General features: G+C 48.9%; 20 protein-coding genes and 2 pseudogenes. 5 read left to right on the top strand and 17 right to left on the bottom strand.

Features of this window, described 5'->3' with window-relative positions:
- Window positions 1-268 precede the first annotated feature (268 nt).
- The 7 genes and pseudogenes from B5G09_RS12855 to B5G09_RS12820 form a co-directional block, all read right to left on the bottom strand.
- Window positions 269-499 carry a hypothetical protein gene (locus tag B5G09_RS12855; RefSeq protein ID WP_087405485.1) on the bottom strand — a complete coding sequence of 77 codons (231 nt, stop codon included), beginning with the start codon at window positions 497-499 and terminating at the stop codon, window positions 269-271.
- 10 nt (window positions 500-509) lie between these two features.
- Window positions 510-3,428, bottom strand: coding sequence for a DEAD/DEAH box helicase (locus B5G09_RS12850; RefSeq protein WP_087405484.1), 2,919 nt, complete (start codon window positions 3,426-3,428; stop codon window positions 510-512).
- Window positions 3,428-4,216 carry a Hachiman antiphage defense system protein HamA gene (locus B5G09_RS12845; protein WP_087405483.1) on the bottom strand — a complete coding sequence of 263 codons (789 nt, stop codon included), beginning with the start codon at window positions 4,214-4,216 and terminating at the stop codon, window positions 3,428-3,430. The genes B5G09_RS12850 and B5G09_RS12845 overlap by 1 nt, the downstream gene beginning before the upstream one ends.
- Before the next feature lie 285 nt (window positions 4,217-4,501).
- Window positions 4,502-4,809 (bottom strand): annotated as a pseudogene (locus B5G09_RS12840) (helix-turn-helix transcriptional regulator).
- 1,231 nt (window positions 4,810-6,040) lie between these two features.
- Window positions 6,041-6,262: a hypothetical protein gene (locus B5G09_RS12830; RefSeq protein WP_087405481.1), complete on the bottom strand. Its 222-nt coding sequence runs from the start codon at window positions 6,260-6,262 to the stop codon at window positions 6,041-6,043.
- 224 nt (window positions 6,263-6,486) lie between these two features.
- A complete protein-coding gene (locus B5G09_RS14005; RefSeq protein ID WP_087263911.1) occupies window positions 6,487-6,849 on the bottom strand; it encodes a hypothetical protein in 363 nt (120 codons plus the stop codon).
- An 11-nt stretch (window positions 6,850-6,860) separates the two neighbouring features.
- Entirely contained in the window at window positions 6,861-7,157 is a 297-nt protein-coding gene (locus B5G09_RS12820; protein WP_087263913.1) for a helix-turn-helix domain-containing protein, read from the bottom strand.
- Window positions 7,158-7,837: 680 nt separating this feature from the next.
- Here B5G09_RS12820 and B5G09_RS12815 point away from each other — a divergent pair.
- Window positions 7,838-9,559 carry a reverse transcriptase domain-containing protein gene (locus B5G09_RS12815; protein WP_162608286.1) on the top strand — a complete coding sequence of 574 codons (1,722 nt, stop codon included), beginning with the start codon at window positions 7,838-7,840 and terminating at the stop codon, window positions 9,557-9,559.
- 200 nt (window positions 9,560-9,759) lie between these two features.
- Here the strand turns inward: B5G09_RS12815 and B5G09_RS12810 are convergent, their stop codons facing one another.
- The 3 genes from B5G09_RS12810 to B5G09_RS12800 are packed head-to-tail and all read right to left on the bottom strand — an operon-like array spanning window position 9,760 to window position 12,247.
- Window positions 9,760-10,530, bottom strand: coding sequence for a metallophosphoesterase (locus B5G09_RS12810; RefSeq protein WP_087405478.1), 771 nt, complete (start codon window positions 10,528-10,530; stop codon window positions 9,760-9,762).
- A complete protein-coding gene (locus tag B5G09_RS12805; RefSeq protein WP_087405477.1) occupies window positions 10,527-11,303 on the bottom strand; it encodes a hypothetical protein in 777 nt (258 codons plus the stop codon). The genes B5G09_RS12810 and B5G09_RS12805 overlap by 4 nt, the downstream gene beginning before the upstream one ends.
- Window positions 11,294-12,247 carry a hypothetical protein gene (locus B5G09_RS12800; protein WP_087405476.1) on the bottom strand — a complete coding sequence of 318 codons (954 nt, stop codon included), beginning with the start codon at window positions 12,245-12,247 and terminating at the stop codon, window positions 11,294-11,296. Before B5G09_RS12800 ends, B5G09_RS12805 begins: the two co-directional genes overlap by 10 nt.
- Before the next feature lie 732 nt (window positions 12,248-12,979).
- On the opposite strand from B5G09_RS12800, the gene B5G09_RS12795 reads away from it, so the two are divergent.
- Together B5G09_RS12795 and B5G09_RS12785 are read left to right on the top strand one after the other, a co-directional pair.
- The gene (locus tag B5G09_RS12795) at window positions 12,980-14,158 is read left to right on the top strand and encodes a tyrosine-type recombinase/integrase (RefSeq protein WP_087405475.1); all 1,179 of its coding nucleotides are present in this window, start codon (window positions 12,980-12,982) and stop codon (window positions 14,156-14,158) included.
- 321 nt (window positions 14,159-14,479) lie between these two features.
- Window positions 14,480-14,884, top strand: coding sequence for a hypothetical protein (locus tag B5G09_RS12785; protein ID WP_087261692.1), 405 nt, complete (start codon window positions 14,480-14,482; stop codon window positions 14,882-14,884).
- Window positions 14,885-14,952: 68 nt separating this feature from the next.
- Here B5G09_RS12785 and B5G09_RS12780 read toward each other — a convergent pair whose 3' ends face one another.
- Together B5G09_RS12780 and B5G09_RS12775 are read right to left on the bottom strand one after the other, a co-directional pair.
- On the bottom strand, window positions 14,953-15,285 hold the full coding sequence (locus B5G09_RS12780) for a hypothetical protein (protein ID WP_087405474.1): 333 nt from the start codon (window positions 15,283-15,285) through the stop codon (window positions 14,953-14,955).
- 7 nt (window positions 15,286-15,292) lie between these two features.
- Complete coding sequence (locus tag B5G09_RS12775; RefSeq protein WP_143256567.1) at window positions 15,293-15,838, bottom strand: hypothetical protein; 546 nt, start codon at window positions 15,836-15,838, stop codon at window positions 15,293-15,295.
- Between B5G09_RS12775 and B5G09_RS12770 the strand changes: the two genes are divergently transcribed.
- Complete coding sequence (locus B5G09_RS12770) at window positions 15,798-16,835, top strand: site-specific integrase (RefSeq protein WP_087405472.1); 1,038 nt, start codon at window positions 15,798-15,800, stop codon at window positions 16,833-16,835. The genes B5G09_RS12775 and B5G09_RS12770 overlap by 41 nt on opposite strands.
- On the opposite strand, the pseudogene B5G09_RS14455 reads toward B5G09_RS12770, so the two are convergent.
- Window positions 16,832-17,781 (bottom strand): annotated as a pseudogene (locus B5G09_RS14455) (IS256 family transposase). The gene B5G09_RS12770 and the pseudogene B5G09_RS14455 overlap by 4 nt on opposite strands.
- A gap of 275 nt (window positions 17,782-18,056) precedes the next feature.
- Here B5G09_RS14455 and B5G09_RS12760 point away from each other — a divergent pair.
- Window positions 18,057-18,353: a hypothetical protein gene (locus B5G09_RS12760; protein WP_087405471.1), complete on the top strand. Its 297-nt coding sequence runs from the start codon at window positions 18,057-18,059 to the stop codon at window positions 18,351-18,353.
- A 262-nt stretch (window positions 18,354-18,615) separates the two neighbouring features.
- Here B5G09_RS12760 and B5G09_RS12755 read toward each other — a convergent pair whose 3' ends face one another.
- The 4 genes from B5G09_RS12755 to B5G09_RS12740 form a co-directional block, all read right to left on the bottom strand.
- Window positions 18,616-20,091, bottom strand: coding sequence for a family 16 glycosylhydrolase (locus tag B5G09_RS12755; RefSeq protein WP_087405470.1), 1,476 nt, complete (start codon window positions 20,089-20,091; stop codon window positions 18,616-18,618).
- Between the two features lie 38 nt (window positions 20,092-20,129).
- The gene (locus B5G09_RS12750) at window positions 20,130-20,987 is read right to left on the bottom strand and encodes a glycoside hydrolase family 16 protein (protein ID WP_143256565.1); all 858 of its coding nucleotides are present in this window, start codon (window positions 20,985-20,987) and stop codon (window positions 20,130-20,132) included.
- A 78-nt stretch (window positions 20,988-21,065) separates the two neighbouring features.
- Window positions 21,066-22,073 carry a fibronectin type III domain-containing protein gene (locus tag B5G09_RS12745; RefSeq protein ID WP_087405468.1) on the bottom strand — a complete coding sequence of 336 codons (1,008 nt, stop codon included), beginning with the start codon at window positions 22,071-22,073 and terminating at the stop codon, window positions 21,066-21,068.
- A gap of 64 nt (window positions 22,074-22,137) precedes the next feature.
- Window positions 22,138-23,682 (bottom strand): RagB/SusD family nutrient uptake outer membrane protein, encoded by a 1,545-nt coding sequence (locus B5G09_RS12740; protein WP_087405467.1) that lies wholly within the window; start codon window positions 23,680-23,682, stop codon window positions 22,138-22,140.
- Window positions 23,683-23,688 lie beyond the last annotated feature (6 nt).

Below are 23,688 nucleotides of genomic sequence, written 5' to 3'. Positions count from 1 at the left end.
CGGCAACGACGCCTCTGCATATCGGGCAGCCATCGTATACTCCCTCATAGGCACCTGCAGGGCCGCAGGGGTTGACCCGAGAACATGGATGGAGGATGTCCTCAGCAAACTGCCTTACTAGCAGCGCGACGACAAGGACCTCGCGGGGCTCCTGCCAAGAAGCTGGGCAAAGAAAAACCAAATCGATCAAAGTAGCACAAACTAGGTCCGACTTGTGCCAACTTTATACAAGTTGGACCTAGTCGAACCTAATAGTAATATTGCCTGTCTAAATCAATACGGTATTCACCGGTTGCTTACAATAATCCACAGCAAAACTCTTATCCATAAGGCAATTCTCATCCTCTACAAGCCGCTCTATTTCCCACCACGAAAAAATCTCAAGCCGTGCTTGGGATCTTTCTTCGAGTGAAAATGCCTCATACGAGAACGCACTATCTATTTGCTTATCATCCTGTTTTTTCTCAAGGAATTCGTATAATTCAGCTAAAGTTGCCATTATTTTACATCTAATCATTAGACCTCACATACTGCTTCCACCGTTCTTTTAGCAGTACTGGAATAGGACTTTCCATCACATATTTATCTATAGCTGCACTATGAGTAATAACATGTAAAAATATGGCTTTATCATCCTCATAGAGGTTATAACCATCAAAGTAAGATGCCAGCATATTAACCACAACACGGTCACCCAAGCCAGAATCAATTATCCAGAGAGCCTTCTTATCAGAAACACCTCGTTTAACCATATCTGGCCAAAGTTGCATCAATGTAGATTCAATCTGATAGGTTTCTTCGATGTATGACACAATAGCTTGCGCCTTCACAGCTATAATTCTTTGAATAAAGTCAACATAGAGTGCTGCTTGTTCAATCGAGCATCCGCACTCAGCTGCAATCTCCACATATTGTTTTCCACATATCCAGCACGTAAGAATTCTTTCTGCTAATGTTAAATCTTTATGTATTCCGAACAATGGCTTCGACTTCGAAATATAAGTCAAATCATGTTTCACTGATTCCAAAGCATATACTGTTTCTATCATCAGGTGAATCCAACTAACATCCACTGGGCCGTGTATCTCAAAATCGTCAGTCGTCTTATCAGCAAATAGTCGTTTCAACACTTCATAGTCAGCAAGAGTTAACCCGATATGCAAATACTTGTCATATTCATCATTAGACAGAGTATTTCGTAGATGCTCATAGCGGATAGTAAAGATCTTTTTAACTTCTTTCTTTGTCTCTTTATCACCTAAATAATATGCAAGAGAATCTTCTATTATATTATCCAAATTAATATCAATAAGTTCCGTATCATCCTTATTGAGATTAATCAACGTATCTATCTGTTCTGCTACACCTTCTGATTCTAAAAAGGCATTGATGTCTTCATCGGTTACTAATCCATTATTACGTATTTGCTGTACTATGTAATATAGCGCCCCATTTGCTCGCTCCACATTCGCCTCATTCTTAATTACACGAATTACTCGTTCAAGAGGTTCTGTGTTTTTACCCTTAATAGGTAGCAGGATAAGACCATATGACTCTTTACCAGCTCTGCCTACTCTTCCTACAATATTCTTCAAGTCTCTCAACTCAAGAGTATTTTTGAAGGTTCCGTCAGTAGGATTCGTTATATTTGCAAGCACAGCTGTCTTAATGGGCATATTAATACCCTCAGAAAGTGTTTTTGTACATACCACAAGTTGTAGAGACTTCTTTGCTATAGCGGTTTCAATCAATTCCCTAATGTCCTGAGGCATTTGTCCATGGTGATAAGCAAATCCTTTTTTCACACATTGAGTAAGACGATAGTCATCGCCAAATTGATACGCACAGTATTCAGCAACTTTAGATAGCCAATCCACATCCTGAACGAAAGAGAATGGATTCTTGAACACAGACTCTCCTAGCATATTTAAGAGCTCTTCCGCATGTTTTACACAACCACGAGGGCCATCCTTCATAGAACAATAAAGCATTACTGGCCCCGCCTCCATTGCCTTTAGGGATAGAGCACAACTCAATGATCTTTGGGTTGTACCAACTTGTTTTGCCTGCCTATCATTTAAAAAGTCATTAACTTTTACCGACCAGTCGTCTATTGCATCATTAGCGTATTGAACTACGATATGACCATCCGCTTCCATCGCCAGTGCAAATCGTATTTTACACGGTCTATATGTACTGTTCCCCACTTCGCCAACTGCCCCTCCAAGCCATCGATTTATATCAGAGATATTAGGTATAATTGCAGAGATAAAAAGGAATCTAACATGTTCATTTCTCTTCAAGCGAGTCAATAACAACTCATAGTTTACACCTCGACTCCTATCTTCTAACAGTTGTCCTTCATCACATACTACCAAAGTATAGCCTTCCGTGAGGTCATCTATTGTATCTTCCAACGTCGTGAAAGTTTCTGGTGTAGCTATGAGTAATTTGGCATTCTCGATAGTTTCCTCTTCAGCGGATGTAGTACAACCACCATAAGCGGCACGAAAATCAAAGTTGAATTCATACGAGAGCCTACCATAGCGTTCTTTTAACTCACGACTTAACGACCGCAATGGAGCTAAGTATAATATTTTTGCATCTGGATTATTTTTTAATTCTTGAAATACCAATAACTCAGTAAGAAAAGTCTTACCTGCACTTGTTGGCATCTTGAGGCTAAACGAGCGAGTATAGTCTAAAAGACCTTTGCTTATGGCATCTTCTTGTGATGGCAGCAACGTATAAATATGATTTTTTACAGAGTATGCTATATACTCTCCCCAAATTTCTTTACCGCCATGAGGAATTAATATCTTCCATAGATTACTCTCACGGAAGCGTTTCAGCACCCATACAACCACTTGTGTATCAAAAAAATCATCCAAGCCAAGATAAACATTGTGTTCTATCTTCTCTCGCAACCTATCATCTATAGCATTTAGTGCACCTTCATTCCCTGTCAACATATATTCTTTCAATAGCAAACAGAGTTCATTCTCTTTATTTGCATACTTCTCAGACCCGGCCATTATGCTGTAAAGCAATTGAGCAGATTCATTTTCAAATTCATACCCCTTCGCTCTCCACATAAACAACTGCGACAGTGCATTATACTCACATAGATAGTAAATCGCTGCAATATAAAGAAGATTGTTATTTCGGTTTACACCATTAAAATTGCTTGCTGTTGTTTCTTCAGAATAAATCAATAAACCTGTTACTATCCGCAAAAGACGTTCTTTCTTATCTTCCGACGTCTGTTTCCTATTCCTCATGGTAAAGAACATCCTGTTCAACAATGAGATATAGAAATCTTCACTTTTATTTACAAATGGGTATAACTCCTGCTGCTCAATCCTGTAGGTATTGAGTAATTCGTACGCATTTGCATCATTAATCCAATTTTCTAATATGTCTGCCATCAGTTATTCGGAATATTGAGGTAAAGTTGATTATATATATCCTTTAAATGAGCAATAGGCAGCAAATACACAGGAATGTTAGTGTTTGCTGCTTGCAGGACCTTATCAAAGTTTGCAATATGATCATTCGCTTGGGTTGACTCAACTATTGCTATCGCAAAATGTTCCTTAATATAAGGATAGTTTACGGGGTCACCAAACCGTCGAACCTGATCTGCCAAATCGTATTCATCATCTCGCTCATATTGTGTCACAAGATAAGGTATTGTTTTTGCGGCACGTTCTGTCTTGTCTTTAATAGCATCGCTTAAAGCGTCCGTCAAAGAACTATGACCTTCTTTCATTGTCGATGTCCACACTTTAGATTCAATCGTGTACATCTTATCATCAGGGCAGGCATTGTCTTCATCTACACGTCTGAGGAGGATAACATCTACCAAATGACTAGGCATGTCTGGGTGCTCTTTCCACCTGATTTTCATTGGGCGTATATTTGCATCACTTGCAAACGTCTCTGTCCATAGATAATATGATAGAATCTCGCCAAAATCACCTGCTTTGTTTGATGCCTTTTGAGGTAGTCGTCGTTCTATGGCATCTTTTCTTGTCGTCTTTTTGGACTTTAGAATAATTTTTTCAAGCATTTCTTCACTTATATAGGCCTCACGAAAACGCCGTACACAATCTTGTACAAAAGCCGTAGAATCACCTGTAAAATCATATATCTCAAGCCCTGCACTTGCGCTCAAAATACTGTTTTTAGTAAAGTATGAAATCAAGTTTGCCATTATTGCACTTTATTATTTAGAGATCAATGACTACATATAACTTATTAATGATATGTCATCGGATTAAAAACACTATCAAAGCCCATTCTTTCTCTTCCTGCTTCACATACTATTTCCAGGTCAACTGATCCGATAACTTTTGAGTAGTAATTACGCTAATGCTGGTTTCTTTTTTCTTCTCCGTAATCGTCAATGTTGGTTGCATTCGCACAGCATTAATAATTTTAGTATAACTAGGTATTCGGCAAATTAAATTAGAGTAGTCGTTTCAGGGCTTATTCTTTTTTAGATGCTCTCTCGCTTTTTCAAACTTAAATCCTGTAAGGCCTTTCCCATTGCGTCTTCTTTGGCAAGTAGAAGTATATCATCATCCAGTTGAAGCGCATAGAGAACTCGGAGATAAATGCCAATAGCTACTGTCGGTGCGCCCTTTTCAATCCGGCCAACTGTAAGCTGTGAGCAGGTTGCGCGTTCGGCAACCTGAGCCATACTGAGATTCCTGCGCAGTCTAGCTAGTTTGATTTGCCCCCCACTATCTGCATATTCTGCTCCAGTTTTCTGGGCAACTTGGTACCCATTGTACTTTTTGTCATAGCTCAACATATCATATAATATGCAAACATACTATTTTTACCTATTTAATGATGTGTTATAGGTAAAATTCGCAAGAATAGAAGATATGATATTTAAGCAGTTCAACACTTTTTCAAGCGAATAAATCGAATTCGTTCCACTTTTTCCAACGAATCAGACTCTCATTATACACTTTTCCATCAAAATTGAGGCTTGAGAACTACACTTTTCTATGAAATCATCGACTTTACTTTATCCTCGTATTCATATTACGTTCATTAAAGTAAAGTCAAAATAAGGGAAGAAAAGAGATGGCTGCGCCACTGCAAATGGGCTCAGCCATTTTTCTTTTGGCTGCAAATCTTATAAGCAATCCGGATGTAAAAGACCTTCTCTAACGGCCACTCCAATCAAGCACCAAATACATCACTTGGAATCCGAAAATATACGTGAATCCACTCTCGATTTTACAGCCCTTTTTGGCGAAATAAACCCCGACATGCCCTATCTTTGCAGACGGGGTCTGTCGGGGCCCGAAAGGGCTGTTTTTACCTCTTCCCCCTCTGTTCGGTGGAAGACGATGAAAAAAATCGTTAAATCTTCGATTTTTTGCGAAAAAACAAGTAAACTTTCGAAGCCCCCATCTTTTAGACCGTAAACTATTGATAGTCAACAGTTATTTAACCGTACATCGAAAAATATATCGCTCAAATTGCAGGCGAGCGCAATTCTCAGGATTTAGTATATAAAGCCAATAATACTTCTCCGAAATCTTCAAGCACAATAATAATGCATTACAGACTAACCGCCTTAAAGATAATATCAGAGATGATTCAACACATTTTTACAGAAGAGTAATAGCTTCTTTCTCTACCAGAACTAGTTCTTCTTCTCCACATGTTGCCGCATGTGGATATATGCAGTTTGAATAGCCACAAAGAAAGACAGCTATCTATCGAGCCACTTTCCATAGACATAGATATTCCGCTCAAGATAAAGCGTGTGCAAGTCATACGAGATAACCCACAGACATAACGAGCGGTCGCCTCGAAGGCTGAAGGTCAAATCACGGAAAGCGGCTTTCGGAAAGCGGATATTCTTCGTATAGAAGCGCCCCTTATAACCCGCAGGCGTCGCTTCACACAAGTAGACGCTAAAAGTACTGAACAGCCAGAGGAGAATCCTCCGCCGGTTTTCGGGGTACAGGCTCTCGACGTAAAATCGGTGGTAGTAAATCATCTCCTGCTACTATCAATGTAAACGATACTTCCGGGCAAAATAGGCGACAACGCCCGGAATGTGCTTTTTGTAGTAGGGCTGATTCTCCCGGCACCACATGGCGAGTTCCTGCTTCGTGGTAAAGGGTCGGCGCCAGCTGCATCCCGACATAATGTGATCCAATTCCGGAGTAAGGCGTTCAACAAAATCTCCGACGGTCCAGCCTTCCCAGATGTGCTTCTGAAGGTCAATCATACCAAATCCATTTTGATGTTTGACATATGGTCCATGGACCGGCTCCATTTAGGAAAGAAGGTGCCGGCCACGGGCAGATACATAGCGGCGGGACCAACCGGAGGCTCTTTTCGGACGATACGACCCGGATGGGTGGAGATCGTGCGAAAAGGGACTTCAAGGTGCAGGCACGCCGCTATCTTGGCCCGAGGCCGGCACTTGCGGAATAACCTTCTACCCCACTGTCAAACTTTTTGCTCATCAGCTCCAACCACAATCCGGGGAGTACGCCGCAGTGCATTTTGCAGATTGCGCTGATTGATCCGGTAAACGAGCATCAGCAGATCGTAGGCGCTGTACAGGAATTGCCGCCGATAGATCTTGGGACGAATCAACCGTTTCTGACGGTAACGGGTCAGCGTCTCGGGGCGAATGTCGAGGACTTCGCAGGCCGCATCGGCCGTCAGGAAGAGCGGCTCGTCGCTTTGACTGCACAGGTATTCAAAAAGCAACAGACCCTTGCTCAAAAGGAAATTCGTCTTAATGAGGCGTTCGAGTTGTTCAGAGGGTACAAGCCGATAGATCCGGGGATTTTGTTTGTTTTCCATGGGTAACAGATTTATTGATTCAACGATTCGAGTTTTCCGCGGCGGCGCATCTTGCGGATGAACTCCTGCACCTCGGAGAGCAGGTACATGCGCCGGGCCCCGATGTTGAAGCCGACGAGCAGCCCCTGTTCGCGGAAGCGGCGCACCTGGCGTTCGCTCTGGCGGAGCAACTGGCAGACCTCCGCAAAATCGAGAATCGGATCGCCTTCGAGCTGGCTCCGATGATCCTTCATGAAGTGTACAATCTCGAGGATCTCTTCGACCGTCCGCAGGATGCGGGACAGGTCATCCGTGTGTTGATTTTCCATCTTTGTCGGGTTTGGTTTCCACGGCAAAAATGGGACAACCCCAGAACTCGGTTATCAGTGTTTGAATCAATTATATGTTTTGCCAGATCCGAAACCCGGACATCTCTTGTCCCCGGCAGTCCATCAAATAGCAGGAGCAAAACCTCCACAACTTGCCGGTATCGGCAAAAAAACATCATTCTGGGATTGGAAATCACCACTTAACTTGCCGATAAGACAATAGCTTTTTAGGTTCGGTTCTTACTGCAAAGTTCGGCAAGGACACCATCTAAAGGCTCATGCTATTCAGAGAAAGTATGGCGAGCGGCATTGCTTCCAACATCATCGACAGTCACAAAATGCTTTGAGATACCAAATTGACACACACGGCCTTGACTAGGGACGATACCGCGAGTCGGACGTTGCCTGCGTCCTAGAGCAAAATAATGATGCAGAGAAGGAGAAGATGACCCGATTCTATAACATCACACACTCTGCACGTAACGAAAGATTTGTAAAATGGAGATAAATTTCCTATTTTTGATATGCATCTGCTGAATGATTGATTTTTCGCTGTATTCTTACGGCGATTATGACAATGTCAGAACATTGTTCGTTCCCGGTTTTCGACTGTGTGCTTTCGATGTCGTTTGACACTTTAAGTAGAATATTCAGCAGATGCTGTTTTTATGCAAACAGAAATGCCAGACATCCAATCCACATTCCAAGCGGTTACAACTAAAAGAGAACTCGCCGAACGCTTGGGGAGTTCCCTCAAGATGCTCGCTTATTATTTATACAAGCTACCACCCGAACAACAATACAAAAAATACGACATTCCCAAGCGAACCGGAGGGACGCGCGAGATATATGCTCCAATCTCCGGCATTAAACAAATTCAGAAACGTTTATCGCATATTTTGCAGAACTATCAGCCTGCCAAATTTTGTGTGCATGGTTATGTCAAAGAGAGGAGTATCAAAACCAATGCTTATATTCATCGAAGAAAGCGAATTGTCATCAATCTGGATTTAAAAGATTTCTTTCCCTCCATCAACTTCGGACGAGTCCGAGGTCTATTTAAAAGTGCTCCGTTCGGATTCAATGACGAGGTAGCCACGACTATGGCGCAAATCTGCTGTCATGACGGGAAATTGCCGCAAGGTGCACCAACCTCGCCAGTCATCTCGAACTACATTTGCCGCAGATTGGATAATGAGCTGATTGCCTTTGCCCGCAAACACAAAATAAATTACAGCCGATATGCGGATGATATTACCTTCTCAACCAATCTACAGTTTCTTCCGACGGCCGTAGGTCATATCAAAGAGCATAAAATCGTCTTGTCCAACACATTGCGAAAGATCTTTCAGGACAATGGATTCACCATCAACGAGGAAAAGACAAGATATGCTCTGCGAACAAACAGACAGGAGGTTACCGGACTGATTGTCAATGCCGGAATCAACGTTCCTCGAAAATATATCATGCGCATCCGGGCCATGTTGCATGCTTGGGAAAAATATGGTCTTGAAGCGGCTGCGAAAGAGCACTTTGAGAAGTTCAACTACAAGCACAAACATCCCGATTACCCAGAAATAGCATTCAAGAACGAATTGACCGGTATGTTAAATTACGTCGGGCAAATGAAGAGAATAGGCAATCGGGTGTATATCGCACTCTACTACCGAATCACAAGCCTCGATTCGAATATCAAGCTATCGATTCCTGAATACATTCCCGCCCCAGAAGGTACTACTGTCGTTTTTTGTGAAGGCAAGACAGACCCTCTTCACCTGGAAGCTGCACTATCCTGGTTCCATCAACAGGGAGAATTTTCCGATCTGGATCTACATTTCTTTAAATGGAGATCCGATTTGGATATCAACAATGACAACTTACTGCAGATGTGCCAGACCCGGCCACAAGCCAAAAGGGACAATCGAATCGAGATCTATCTGTTCGACAGAGATGTTCCTAGATATATTCAGAAAGCAGCTGAAAAAGATAAATCTTACAAACATTGGGAAGCAAATGTCTATTCAGCGCTCCTTCCTGTTCCGGAACATCGTGATTTCAACGAAATATGCATAGAACATTTTTATCCGGACGAAGATTTGTTGAAAGAAGACAAGAATGGACGCAGGTTATATACGACCAAAGAGTTTGATCCGGATTCAGGGTGCCATCTCAAACTAAAAGAGGTATATTATGCAAATCGGCGAGATCAGCTAAGGTGCAAATACCCGAAGATTCTGGATAGCAATGTGAGAAAAAACGGATCCGATGAAAATATTGCCTTATCCAAAAATAATTTTGCAAAAAATATTTTCCACAAAACCGGATCTTTCAAAGAGGTCTCTTTCACCTACTTCAGAGTCATTTTTGAACTATTCGAGGAGATAATTGCGCAAGCAAAATAAAGGGGCCTGTAATCTCTTATGCAGATAACGTACAAGTTTTATCTCCATACACCCTATTGACCACAGTCCTTCAAAAGCAGGATGAGTATTACGGCACATGCTACCCCGTGACACCACCCACATCTCGTTGAACACGGTATCATGCGACACCAAACCGCAACGCATCCGAGGTATTACTCACCCTCCGTACCACCTGGTCTTCAATCAATGATCTCAATATAGGCACTTGTATTGAACGACGAATGCTCATTACCAAAAACATATCCCAATTGATTGCTGACACATCGTGTATTCCCTATTATTTTGTCTATGTTACGGTGAGAGTGTCCATAAATCCAGTACTCGATTGGGCTTGCGGCAATGTAGTTTCCCAATTCTACCGCAAATGCACCATTTAACGGACTACCCTTGAATTCCGGAGCCACCAATTCGAACGATGGGACATGATGGGTAACGACAACAATGTGCTTTGCCTTACTTCGATTCACTTGCTGCTCCAGAAAACGGAAACACCGATCATGCTCTTCATTGAATCTGACCCAATCCAAAGGCTCACAAGCCCAACGTATCCGGCGAAAATCGCTAATGACGGATTCTGTTCGGAAGGCATCCTGCAATCCGATACGACCCCACAACGTCGTTGCGATTAACTCCGTTTCATCGTTTAACGGGATTACGGAATTGTAACAACACAATATGTTCTCTCGTATTTGCAAAGACCACCCGTCATAGAGTTTGCTAATATCAAACTGCTTGTAAAATTCATGATTCCCCGGGATAACGATTACTTGTCTGTAGTTTTCCGATGCCCAGTCCCAGAAAGGATGCCTCGAATAATTATCATCCCCAATATACCCGATGTCTCCGGCAAGCACAAGAATCTCTGCGGAAACAATCAATGGATGATGCTTCAGGAAATTGCTGTTTTCCTTGAATTCCAAATGGAGGTCGGAAGCGTATTGTATTTTCATGATAAAGCGAATATGCGTCTCATTTCCAGCAATACTTGTTCGATGAAGGCAGCATCTCTTTGTATGCTGGCCTGTAACGGTTGATTAGGCATCAATGATTCCATCTTCGTCACAAAGGCAACTGCGTCTTTCTTCATCTTTTCGGACAATTCTATCGGCTCTGCAATATAACCGCTTGCCATTAGCTTGAAAACATCGGACATATGTTTTCGAATATCACTGCTATGTGCAGGCGGTTCCTGTTCGGAAAGATTCAGGTATGCCTTCATCTTCAGACATATCAGACCTACTGTATCAACAACATGCAGTTCCTCTTCCATCGTACTGTGGGCCAATGCAAACTGATAAAACTCTTCATCCATCAGGATTGCAGACAGACTCGACACATCTTCACCGACAGGAATCGGGGTCAGATGACAACCAGCGGGAACAGTCAGCACTTCCGGCTGTTTGGACAGAAGTTCTATCTGATAAGGGAACTCTTCGTTCCGAGGTCTATAAAACCGAAACAATTCAGGCTTCGGCTCTTTCCCCTCACCTCGTTTTTTCTCTCTCTGTTCATAATCCCCATCATGGATAAAACTCCAAAATCGACGGCCAAATTCAGGTGTCATCCGTTCCACAACAAGAATCATGTCTATATCTTTCGTGGCTCGAGGTTTCATATCTGCATGACGCAGCATAATACTGCATGCCGTACCTCCTATAATCACATAGTTATCCTGGAAATCGCCAAAATACTCCCTAAACTTATCCAGACCCCTTACTGCCATATTTCACGAATTATATTCTCCAATTCTTTTTCTACCCGCGGATCCCTGTCTTCGCGCAAAGACAAATACAACGACAATCTGTCGACATATCCCTGTTGCCCAATTTTCATTTCAGGGGAATATTTCCAGATTTCAATCTTATACTTGAAATCCGACGATTCCCACTCCGAGAAGGAATAATTTCCCGAAACATAATCCCGTTCCCAAATAGCTAATGTGATCTGGTCGTCAGCATTCAGGAATGAGTAGTGAGACAAGGCGCTGACACCTCCGATGTAAAAAGAATCACCTCCTACCTCGTCCGAATAAACGATCTTTTTAACTGGCGACACAAAATAGGGCATGGCCTTATTCCATAGATCCTTTCGCAACATGGAGGAATAGATCAATTTTGTCTTCCTGTCTTTTCGAGCCTGCAGCAATTGCTTTCTTTCCAATTCACCAACAGCTCGAGATACAGCCAAATAGTTATACGGAATACGAGATTGCAGCTCTTGCAAGGTAAATTCGCTCAGATCAGGATGAAGCAAATAATTTAACAAGACATATTGAGCTACGGGGGATAGTTGATGCTCCGGATCTTCTTTTTTCCGAATCCGTTCATTAATTAGCATACCGGGAAGAAACACATAACGGTCCGATACGACAAAATAAACCCCTTGCTCAATCAGTCGCTGTCTGATATAAAATGGCGCAGACTGCAAGATGAATACAACTGGAATGTCCAGAATCCGCTCAATCTGATTAGCAATGCGAGCATACCGCATCGGCGTGTATGTACGGGTCAAATCAGCATTTTCAACGAGGCACAACGGATGCTTATTGAATTCCGCATAATAAAACCGGAAACTCAATATTAGATCAAGAGTTAGCCCTTTCAGTTTATCCCGACCAATTTTATCAAGATTGACAGGAACACCTGCAATAGATATTGTTTTCAGCATTTCTCATCATTTTCCATAATATGCATCATTATCAACACAAGTGATAACGATGCAAATATAATGATAATAATCTAGTTTACAATTTATATATCAATATTTATTACTTGCATTATAAAGATTATTATTACAGATAACGACACAAACATCATTACCCAAAACTTGATGAGTAATACGATCTTTTAATGCTCGCCAACACAAAATAACCGTTAAGCCACGCTCGACTACTTCCGAATCCCCTACTGAACCCCCGTGTCACCTTCCGGGAATGTTACAAGGGCTGAAAATATCAGATTGGGCACCGGGTCCAACCATTGCATATAATATATTGATTTATAAACATTTATACACGTCATAACATTCTCAAAAACGATAAAAAAATCCGCAGGTTCGTTTCCAATTCGGTTGCAAAATCCGGGAATTTTTCGTAACTTTGTAACAACCAAGTGAATACAAGGGAAAACAGCGAAAATAGGTTGTGGCCTATTCGGTGTATCTAAAAATTTTTACAATCTTAACACGTTGACATATTGGCGATTACGATATGGGTTCAGTTATCGTATTCTCCACTCCAACGCTCGCAATCTGTTGATTATCAACAAATTGCGAGCGTTTTCCAAAAACAGACGGGACAGAAACGGGACAGTATATTTTCACCGAATTCCCCGTCTCTATGGTCTGAAAATCAATATTTCTACATTTTTGTCCGGGTTCCGTGCACGAAAATGTAAAAAAATGTTGCTTGTCAGAACCGCGCGAAGCAAAGCGCTCGACGAAATTCTCTCGTACACCTATCCACGGCTGCATACCGGCTCCTGCTGGTATATCAGTTTCTACGCCTTCGACCCGGCAAGGGGCGAAATGCGACGCAAGCGCATCAAGATCAACTCGGTCGGCACGGCGGCACAAAAACGTCGCTATGCGACCCAGGTATGCAATCGACTTTCGACGCAACTCGAATCGGGTTGGAACCCGTGGGTCGAGGCCGAGGCCGACAACTGCTACAAGCTATTCGAGGACGCCCTCTCCCACTATCGACGGCACATCACGAAGTTGCTCAACGACGGTGTTCACCGACAGACTACCCACCACTGCTACATGAGTTTCGCGGGTATGCTCGAAAAGTGGAACACCCGGAAAACCCCGATCCGCTACGTCTATCAGTTCGACCGGACATTCTGCGTCCGCTTCCTTGATTATGTCTACTTGGAACGGAAAAGTTCCCCATCGACCCGGAACAACGCGCTGGCGTTCCTCCGATCATTCAGCACCTTCCTCGTCCAGCACCTGTATTTGAAGGACCGTCCGACGGCCGGGCTGCAGAACCTTCGGAAAGCAGTCGTTCAGAAACAGCGCACGGGGATCGCGCCGGAGGACATGAAGCGGCTGCATGACTGGCTTCAGGCGAACAACCGCCCCTTCCTGCTGGTATGCTATTTCCTGCACTACCTGCTGATCCGCCCCCGCGAGATTGCGAAGCTGCGCCTGGCTGACATCAGCGTGGCCAAGCAGACCGTCTATATCGACGCCTCGATCTCGAAGAACAAGAAGTCGGCCAACGTGACGATCCCCGTTCAGATCCTCGAACTGATGATCGATCTGGGCTACTTTTCGGCACCCAGTTCATTCTACATCTTCTCGGAGGGATTCCGCCCCGGAGCCGAATACTGCAGCGAAAGGGATTACCGGGACTACTGGAAAAATGTCGTCGCACCGGCACTGCATTTCCCCATTGAATACAAATTCTATTCGCTGAAAGATTCGGGAATCACAGCGATGCTTCGGGCCGGACTCGACGCCCTATCCGTCAAGGAACAGGCACGACACTCCTCCCTCCAGATTACGGACGCCTATACCCCGCGTGAAGTCAAGAAGGCGAATCCGGCGCTTCGTAATTACAGAGGTGATCTGTGAAATAATAGAAAAATATCTATTGAATATTTTGTAAACAATAGAAAAATATCTATCTTTGTGATGTCAAACAAATACTGCAATGAAATCGAGTGAGCTACAAAAGTTGATTCTCGCAAACGGATGGCGGATCGTCCGACAAAGCGGGAGCCACGTGATCTACGAAAAAAACGGAGTCAGGTACCCGGTTCCGTTTCACGGAGGCAAAGAGGTGGGTACCGGACTTGAAAAGAAAATCAAACGGGAGATGGGGCTGAAATAGGCCCCTCCCGAAAAAACCCGAGGGGGGGGGAGGCCCCCGAAACCGGGAGAAAGGAGTATAAGATGAAACAGATTACAGCTATTATCGAAAAGAACAGCGACGGCGGATTCAGCGCCTATTGCACCGACGAAATGTTTTCCGGCATGGGAGATACGGCCGAAGCTGCCAAAGAAGACCTGAAACAATCCATCCGGCATTTTGTCGAATCGAGCCGCGAAGACGGCTACCAATACCCGGAATGGCTCGATGGGGAATATGAGATCGTGTATAAGTTCGACACCCAATCGCTCCTCCAGTATTACGCCGGGATCATCACCCCGGCCGCGCTGGGGAGGTTGTCCGGGATCAACCCCAAACAGCTTTGGAGTTACGCCCACGGGAAATCGAAACCCCGGGAGGCCCAGGTGAAACGAATCGAGGAGGCCCTGCACCGTTTGGGGTCCGAACTGTCTTCTCTCTCTTTGTAGTATTTGTTTGACAGCTCATCTATAAAGAGAGCGCCCCGGCCTTTCGGTCGGGGCTTTTTCTTGACGGATCATCGAACGAGAACAATGGCAAGCCAGAAGAGCCACAATTTGAGCAATGCCCAGGCAAGTCCGATCAGTCCGGCGAGGATGTCCCGCCAGTCGGCCGAGTCGTCGATCCAACAATCTTTGAGAAGGATCGCCGCCGCCGTAATGAAGACCACGGCCGCCGCGATCCATCCGGGCGACAAGATCCATCCGAAGATGAAAGACAGGATGATTCCGGACACCGTGGCAATATTATCCGCCACGGCAAAATGGAGGATATGGTCTTTCGCCCACTGGTTAAGCCAGACCACCACGGTCTGGCAGGCGGTTTTGATTTTCGCGAATAAGTTTTCCATAAGGCTATCAGTTTTGCGTTCGGCTCCGCCAAAGCGAAATCCGGCCGCGAAGTTCGAACACAAGTTCTTTGCGGAACGGATCATATCCGGCCGCACCGGAGAGAGAGAAGGGGCCGAAGTTTCGATTGACCGATACTCCGGCCCACTGATTATGCAAGGTGGCTGCAGCCTCAATCTCGACAGACCACTTTGGTTCCTGCGTAACGGTTTTGTAGACCGTCCGCACGGTGGATACCTCACGGAGCAGAGGCTCGATGGTCGCCTCGGCCGTGAGCAGCCGATTGCGTCCGACCGTGGCATTGACCAGGAACACGCCCGTCGTGTCGGTCGAGAAGTCGAGGCGATAGTCTCGTTCCCGGAAGTAATCGGCGATGATCTCCGCCGTGTCGGCTGGTAGTGTTTTCCATACCGTGTCGGCCGGTTCCCGGATAACTACCGGCCACGGCTCCCGGACTGTGACCTTGATGGGCGGCAGTGGCCGGAGTTGAACGGACACACTATTCCGCAGATCAATAGAAGACGAACGCGCTGACGCCTCGATCAAACGCTTCATCGAGCCGCACGCCTGGAACTCGGCAAAAGGAAAAGCCAACGAAAAAAGCCGCGGCGGAAAGGATTTGAACCTGTACCTGGACGCCATTTCCGCCAACATTCTGCGGATTCAAAGGGACCTCGAACTCGACAAGAAAGAGGTCTCCGCCCAAATCATTCTGAATCGCTATCTGGGCAAGGATCAGACGGATCGTCATACCTTGATGGAAGTTTTCCATGCTCATAATAAAAAGTGCAGAGCCCTTATCGGTATCAATTTCGCTCCTGATACCGTTCTTCGATATGAAACATGCTTACGTCTGATTGAAGAGTTTATGCGCAACACCTATAAGAAAGGGGATTGCTACTTGGAAGAGGTTACCAAGCAATTTGTCGAGGAATTTGAGTTTTATCTCAAAACAGTCCGCAAATGTTGTCATAATACGACGACAAAATATCTTGCCAATTTCAAGAAGATTGTCAGAATAGCTTTGGCTAATGGTTGGATGAAAAAAGATCCTTTCGCACAAATCCGCTTCCATTTAGATGAAGTAGAGCGGGAATTCCTTGAAAAACAAGAATTGAAGGCTCTTTTAAGTAAAAAATTTTCGATTCCTCGCTTGGCGCAGATCCGCGATATTTTTTGTTTTTGTTGCTTCACCGGACTTGCGTTTTCGGATGTAAAACAACTTAAATCTGAACACTTGGTAACAGATATTAACGGAATGGTTTGGATTCGCAAAACTCGACAGAAGACCAAAAACATGTGTAATATTCCATTATTGGATGAGGCAAATAAAATTCTTGATCGTTACAAGGATCATCCATATTGTCAAACTCAAGGTGTGCTGCTCCCCGTGTGTAGTAATCAAAAGATGAATATGTATTTGAAAGAGCTGGCCGACATCTGCGGCATCCGCAAGAATCTCTCAACGCATTGCTTTAGGCATTGGTCTCAGATATATCCACTGAATGAGAGATATTTACAGAGATCTGTCAGCCGACAGGTAACGATTTAGAGACGAGCAATATTCTCTGAATTACTCGATTCTGCATAGTCGAAAGAACGCTTCTCAAATACAAAAATAGAAAGTAAAACGATTTTCTCCAAATTCATATTACGGCCACGGAAAGCCAGCCTCAATGAGGGGGCGTTTCTGCGGCTAATGGGCAAAACCGACTCCTTGCAGGGCATGGCTCCCCGCATGCGTGTAACCCGTCGAAAATCCTTCTGCAGACGCTCGATCCAGTTCGTCGTGTAGATCTTCGACTGAATCCTTGCCTCATAGTTCAGATAGGTGAAGTGGGCTTTGTAGGCCGGATCCTCCGCCCGTCGTCGAAAACTGCGGTAATCCTGCTCCCATTTCACACAGAGTCTCTGCCATTGTTCCTAGGCCCTCTCTTCTGTATAGCTGCGATCTCCCGTACGGAAGACCTGCCGCAGATCCTTGGCCAGCTCTCCCTTGTCGCCGTTGCGCACGCAACTCAGCAGATTGCGTTTCAAGTGCGTCGTACAGCGTTGCAGCGGGGCTCCGGGAAAGACCGTACTGATGACATCCTCCAGACCCTTCAGCCCGTCGGCACACACCAGGCCGATCTCCCGAACGCCTCGTTCCCGCAGTTCTGTGAGCATCTCACCCAGCCCAAGGCACTCTCCGTGGGCTTATTGAAGATCCCCGGCACTTCACGCCGCTTGTCTTCACGCACGGCAAGCACCACATAAAAAGCTTCTATTTCTACGCTCCGCTTGCGGTGGATCTTCATATGTACGCAATCGATGAAGACGATGGGGTAATAAGTCTCCAGAGAGCACGTGAGCCATTGCGAAACATCTTCACGAAGGTAGTCCAGCATCCGCGAAATACTCGCCTTGCTGTAGTGCTCGCCATAGATATCCTGGAATACCTCGCCGACCTGTTCTTGTGTAAGACCTTTCGTATACAACGTTCCGGCAGGCGTTCGCATTCATCCTCCTGATGGCGCAGGATCGCCAGAATCTGGGGATGAAAATTCCCGTAGCGATCACGGGGTATCCGGAACGTCAGCGTACGGCCATGACCGTAACTATGCCCCGGTCGGAAGCCGTTGCATTTATTCCCTGATGCGGAGTTTTCCCGGAGATATTCCCGGCGTTCCGAAAGCATCATACTCTCCAATAAGATCTCCAACAGATCCTGAAGGCCATTTTCCCGCTCCGAATGTTTGCCTCGACAAATCTAAAAAATCTGTAGACTTTTTATTTGCCCCCAAACACACTCTTTGAAACAGTATCCTCCCAGGAGGAGTTGCGCGAGTTGATAGGCCGATTGTCCGGACGCCCGGTCGACCCGACGCCCCATACCGGCTTCGGACAGAACATCCACATCGGCCGCAACGTCTTCATTAATGCCGGATGTTATTTCCAGGACCACGGGGGGGGGGCGATCGGCGACGGAGCTGTCGCAACGCGCGAAGTCAAGCCGAATACCATCGTCGACAGAGTCCCGGCTCGGCTGAGCCACCGGATCGAGACCGCAGAGACCGCATCCAACAAATAGTAACCGGACCTTCAGTCGGGACGTCAAGCCGGATGCCGGCCCGTCGTACAGTTACACCTAGCTAGGAAGTTTGGATGACCCCTCGGGATTGGCCGAGGCGGTGGGCCGGGGCAATGTCCGCGTGACGTTTGCGCGGTAAAGGCCGTCGGACGCGGCAAGGCGATGTGACCACCCCCGCGGCGCGTTCCGTCGATGCAAAAGGTCCGGAAAGGAGGCCTTCGGGCGGCTCCTTTCCGGACCTTGTCGTCTCTGCCTGCGCCGGCTACTGCTCCTCGGCGTAGAGCCGTACGTAGTCGACATACATGCTGGCCGGACCGTCGTTCAGCGCCGTGATCTGCGCCGCCTCGTACAATCCCGGGAAGTTGCCCCCGACAGCCAGGTTGAAGAGGATGAAGTTGGGCTTGTGGAAGTAGTTGCCCACGTGGAGCGGATCGCTCTCGTAACCCGCCGTGCGGGTGATCGAAATCCGGTAGTAGGGTTTCCGGTTCGGATCGAGGTCCAGATCGTAGTACATGGCGATCTCGTCCTCGGTCCAGATGCAGGTGTAGAGGTGGAAGCCGTCCTGCATGCTGTACGGTGCCGTCGTGTCGAGCGCATAGTCGCCCTTGTTGTTCCAGGCCGTACCCCAGTGGCAGGCGCCGTTGAAGAAGCGGTCCTGGGTCCCCCGGCTGATTCCCGTGGCGTGGCCCATCTCGACGATGTCGGTCTCGCCGCAGGCCGGCCATCCCACCTGGTCGAAGTCGTTGCCCATCAGCCAGAAGGCCGGCCACAGCCCGTTGGCCGTCTGCGGCATCCGGATCCGCGCGTCGAGCCGTCCGTAGGTAAAGCTGTACTTGCCCTTCGAGTTGATGCGTCCCGAGGTGAACTGACGGTTCTGGTAGTTCTCGCGTGTGGCGGTCAGGATCAGACAGTTGGCGCCACTCTCCGGCTCGGGCCCCACGCTGACCCCCTTCTCGCAGTAGTATTGCAGCTCGTTGTTGCCGCCGCCCGAACCGTCGACCTCGATGTTCCAGATCGTGCCGTCGAGCGTCGTGCCGTCGAATTCATCCGACCAGACGAGCCGGTAGCCCTCCGGAACCTCGATCTCCGACGAATCTTCGCTGGCCGTGCGCACGCGGATCTCGCTCCACTCCGAGGCCGTGTAGTTGCTCGCCCCGGCTTCGGCCCTCACGCGCAGCGTATGGCTGCTGGCGGGAGTCAGCCCCGTGCAGGTGATGCGGCATTCGGCGGTGCTCTGCGGCTGGCCGTCGTCGAGCGTCCACGTGTAGCGGTCGGCATGGCTTACGGCCGACCACGTGACGGTGAAAGAAGTCGGGGTGAGCGAGGCGGTCTCGACCGTCAGTTCGGGTGCTCCGAGTCGGATGATATCCTCGTTTGAGTAGGTCCGGACGCGGATCTCGTTCCACTCCGAGGCGACGGCTGTATCCGACAGGGCGCGGACACTGGCCGTGTAGGTCGTCGCTTCGTTCAGTCCCGTAAAGGTATACGCGGTGCTGCTCTGCGTCGACAGAGTGGTGCCGTCGAGGTGAATTTCGTAGGCGGAGGCCCCGGTGACTTCGCTCCAGCGGATGCCGAAGCCGTCGATGCCGATCGAATTAGGGATGAGCAGGACGGTCGGTGCGGTCAGCTGTCCGCCCTCTTTGTCCTCTTCGCTGCACGATGCGAAGAGCAGCGGCAGCAGCATTCCGGCTCCCAGGAACCTCTTTGCAAGGGTGTACATGTGTGGTCTGTAGTGCATGGGTGCAATGTCTGTATGCGGATTGTTCGATTCTCGTTTCACTGTGCGCTGCTCCGGGTCCACATGCGCACGTAGTCGACCTTCATGAGCACCGCATCGTCGAAGATCGCATCGTTGACCGCGCCACCCATCGTGCCGCCGATGGCCAGGTTCAGAATGACGTAGAAGTAGTTGTCGAAGGGCCATTCATACTCGTCGGCTCCCTGCGGCTGGAACTTCCAGGTCGAGGGTTCGCCGTTGACGTAGAAGGTGATGCGGCCGTAGTCCTGGTCGGTCTCCTGCTCCCAGAGCAGCCCGTAGGTGTTCCAGTGTCCCTCGGCTTCGGCCAGTGTCGTCGAGCCGTTCCAGTTGCGGCCGTTGTTGCCGTTGGCGTTCATCGTGTGCAGGGCGTGGGTCACCTTGTCCGGGGTCTTGCCGACGTGCTCCATGATGTCGATCTCGCCGCACAGTGGCCACGACGAGGCTCCTGTGCCCATCATCCAGAAGGCCGGCCAGGTGCCCTGACCCGCCGGAAGCCAGATCCGGGCCTCGATGTAGCCATATTTGATCTGCACCTTCCCCTTCGTGTTGATCCGCGCCGAGGTGTATGCACGGCCTCCCATCGACTCCTTGCGGGCCTCGATCACCAGGCATCCGTCCTCCACGCGCAGATTCTCGCTGCGGTCGGTGTAGTACTGCAGCTCCTGATTGGCCGCCAGCCCGGTCTCGATGTTCCAGTTGAGCGTGTTGAGTGTCGTGCCGTCGAACTCCTCGGCCCAGTATTTCGTGTAGCCCTCGATCGGAGCGTCGGAATCGGAGCCTTCGGGTCCGGAGGCCGGCTCGCGATCGTCGCCGCAGGCCGTCGGCAAGAGCCACAGCATGCCCGCTGCGGCCAGTGTGTAAAGCACTCTTTTCATCTTTCTGTCGGTTTTCGTTTTCGGTATTTGTGGAGCAGCGGGTGCATTCAAACCCGCTGTTCCTGTCTCTCGGCGCGCCTATTTCTTGTAGATGAATACGGCGTCGATCTGCAGCGACTGCGGCATCGTGCCGTCGTCGGGCTGCGTGATGGCCATGATGTTCAGACCCACGTTGCCCGATGCATCGGGTGCGAGGCTGGTCAGAACGGTCTCTTGATACTTGAGACCCTTGTCGTAGAAGTACTTGAGCGGCACCTCGATCTCGTGCCACTCGCCGTCGCGGGCAAAGCCGTACTCGTCGTCGACATTCACGATAACCGGGCAGCCGTCGATCACACCGTCATAGAGCTTCACGGCGTAGTTGCCCGTGTTGGTACCCTTCCAGGCCATGTGGAGGTAGTAGTTGTTGACGTCGGCATCGATCTGCGCGAGCTTCTTGATGTTGTCGAGGTTGGTCGAGAAGAAGCCTGCGCCGAACCAGCCGGTAGCGGTGCCGATCTGGATGTTGACCCACGAGTCTACCACGCCGTAGAAGTTGGGGCCTGCGCTGGTGCCGTCCGAGAAGTTGGAGGCCCAGTCATAGAGGAAGCAGTCGGTATCGTTCGGACGGAAGTCGGCTACCACCTTGTCCTTGATCGTCTCGTAGGTGGCCGCATCGAGCGAGATCAGGTAGTAGTTGCTGCCCGACAGCGACGCGTGGGTGTTGCCCCCTTCGCCGCCCTCACCGCCTTCGCCGGTCGTCGTAAAGGTGCAGGTGCCGAAGTCCGAAGCCGAATAGCTCTGCGTGTCGGCCGGAACGGCGCGTACGCCGACCGTGTAGGAGGTGCCGGCCGTCAGCGACGTGAGGCTGACCGAAGGCGAGGTGACCGTCTGTACGGTGGCGCCGTTGAGCTGCACCTCGTACGAGGCGGCATTCGTCACGGCGCTCCACGTAACGGTGGCCGACGTGGCGGTAATCGTGCTCTGGTCGACCGTCGGGGTCGGGGTAGCCAGTTTCGGCGTCGAGGCCGAGTTGTCGTCGTCGCTGCCGCAGCCGACGAATGCCATGGCCACCAGGGCCATCAGCAGAAATTTTGCAGATTTCATGGTTGTTTTAGTTTTTAGTGAATGAAACATTAAGAGGTTATGGATTTCTCATTGGAAAACCGAATCAATAGCCCGGATTCTGGACCAGACTCCCCAGCCGTACCTCCTCCGAGGGGATCGGCATCAGTTCGTGCTTGCCCTCGACGAAGGTGCCCATCTGGGCGCGGGCCTCTTCGCTTTCGGAGGCCATGTAGGCCTTCATCGTCTGGCCGACGATGCCCCAGCGGCAGAGGTCGAACCAGCGGTGGCCCTCCATGGCCAGCTCGACACGCCGTTCGTGGCGCAGATTCTCGCGCGTGAGTTCGACGTCGCCCAGCCCGACGCGGCGCCGCACGCGGTTGAGTGCCTCGCGGCCGGCCGCAAGATCCGTATTGCTCTCCAGACACGCCTCGGCATACATCAGCAGCACGTCCGCATAGCGGATCTGCTTGTTGTTGATCGGCGAACGCGTGGCGTGAGACAGCCGGTAGGGAGTGCCGGCATTGTCGGTCATCATGGCATATTTGCGGTTCAGATAGCGGTTGCCCAGGTAGATCTCCTCCGAAGGGGTGACGATCTGGTCGTCCGTGGGGTTGAGGATCGTCACGTCGCGCCGCGGATCGCCCTCCTCGAATTCGTCGTAGAGATCCTGCGTCGGGTGATTGAAGCCCCAGCCCGTGCGCGTCGTCGAGAAGATGATCGTCGACCGCGAGCGGGTCAGCGACGTGGTCATCGTGCCGCGCGTGTAGCCGTAGCCCTCGCCGTAGTCCGAGGTCGGATCCTCCATGTACTGGATCTCGAAGACCGATTCGGGACCGTTCTCGCCGGCCAGCGTGAAGTTGTCCGCATAGTTGGGGCAGAGCGAGTATTCGCCCTCGTTGTCACCCATCTTCAGCAGTTCGGCACCCCACGTGCGGGCGGCATCGTAGTTCTTCATGTAGAGGTTGACCTTCAGCAGCATGGCCAGCGTTGCACCCCGCGTGGCGCGTCCCATATCCTCGTCGGCATATTCGCTCTTCTTCCACAGCCGGCGCTGGGCGTTGTCCAGGTCGGAGAGGATCAGGCTGTAGATCTCCTCGGCCGAGGCCCGCGGCTGACGCCAGTCGTCGGACGAGGTGATCGGGGTCTCGACCCGCGGCACGCCGCCGAACAGACGCACCAGCCGGAAGTAGTAGTAGGCCCGCAGGAAATAGGCTTCGCCGAGGATCCGTTCGCGGGTCGATTCGTCCATCGTCTCGTCGGTCGACATGCCGGGCACGTTCTGCAGCACGAGGTTGCAGCGCCCGATGCCCTGATACTGGGCGCGGTAGAAGTCGAGCAGCAGCGTGTTCGACGAGACGGTCTTGAAGTTCTCGATGTCGTAGACGTCGGCCATGTCGCCGATATTCTGGCCGCCCTTCAGCGCATCGTCCGAGGCGACGTCGCCGATGAACCACTCGCAGAAGTAGGTGTTGTTGAACTCCCAGGCCAGCGGTACGTAGGCCGCGTTGACGGTCTGCAGGGCGGTCTCGCCGCTGGTGAAGAAGTCGCCCAGTTCGGTCGTCCCCGGACCCTTGTCGGTCAGCCATTCGGTACACGATGCCAGGCTCAGGCCTGCGAAAAGCGTGATGATATGCAGTATTCGTTTCATCGTTGT

This window comes from Alistipes sp. An54 (assembly GCF_002159375.1).
Lineage (GTDB): Bacteria > Bacteroidota > Bacteroidia > Bacteroidales > Rikenellaceae > Alistipes > Alistipes megaguti.
Note: the sequence above shows the minus strand (reverse complement) of the source record. Positions and strands in the feature narration are given on the sequence as shown.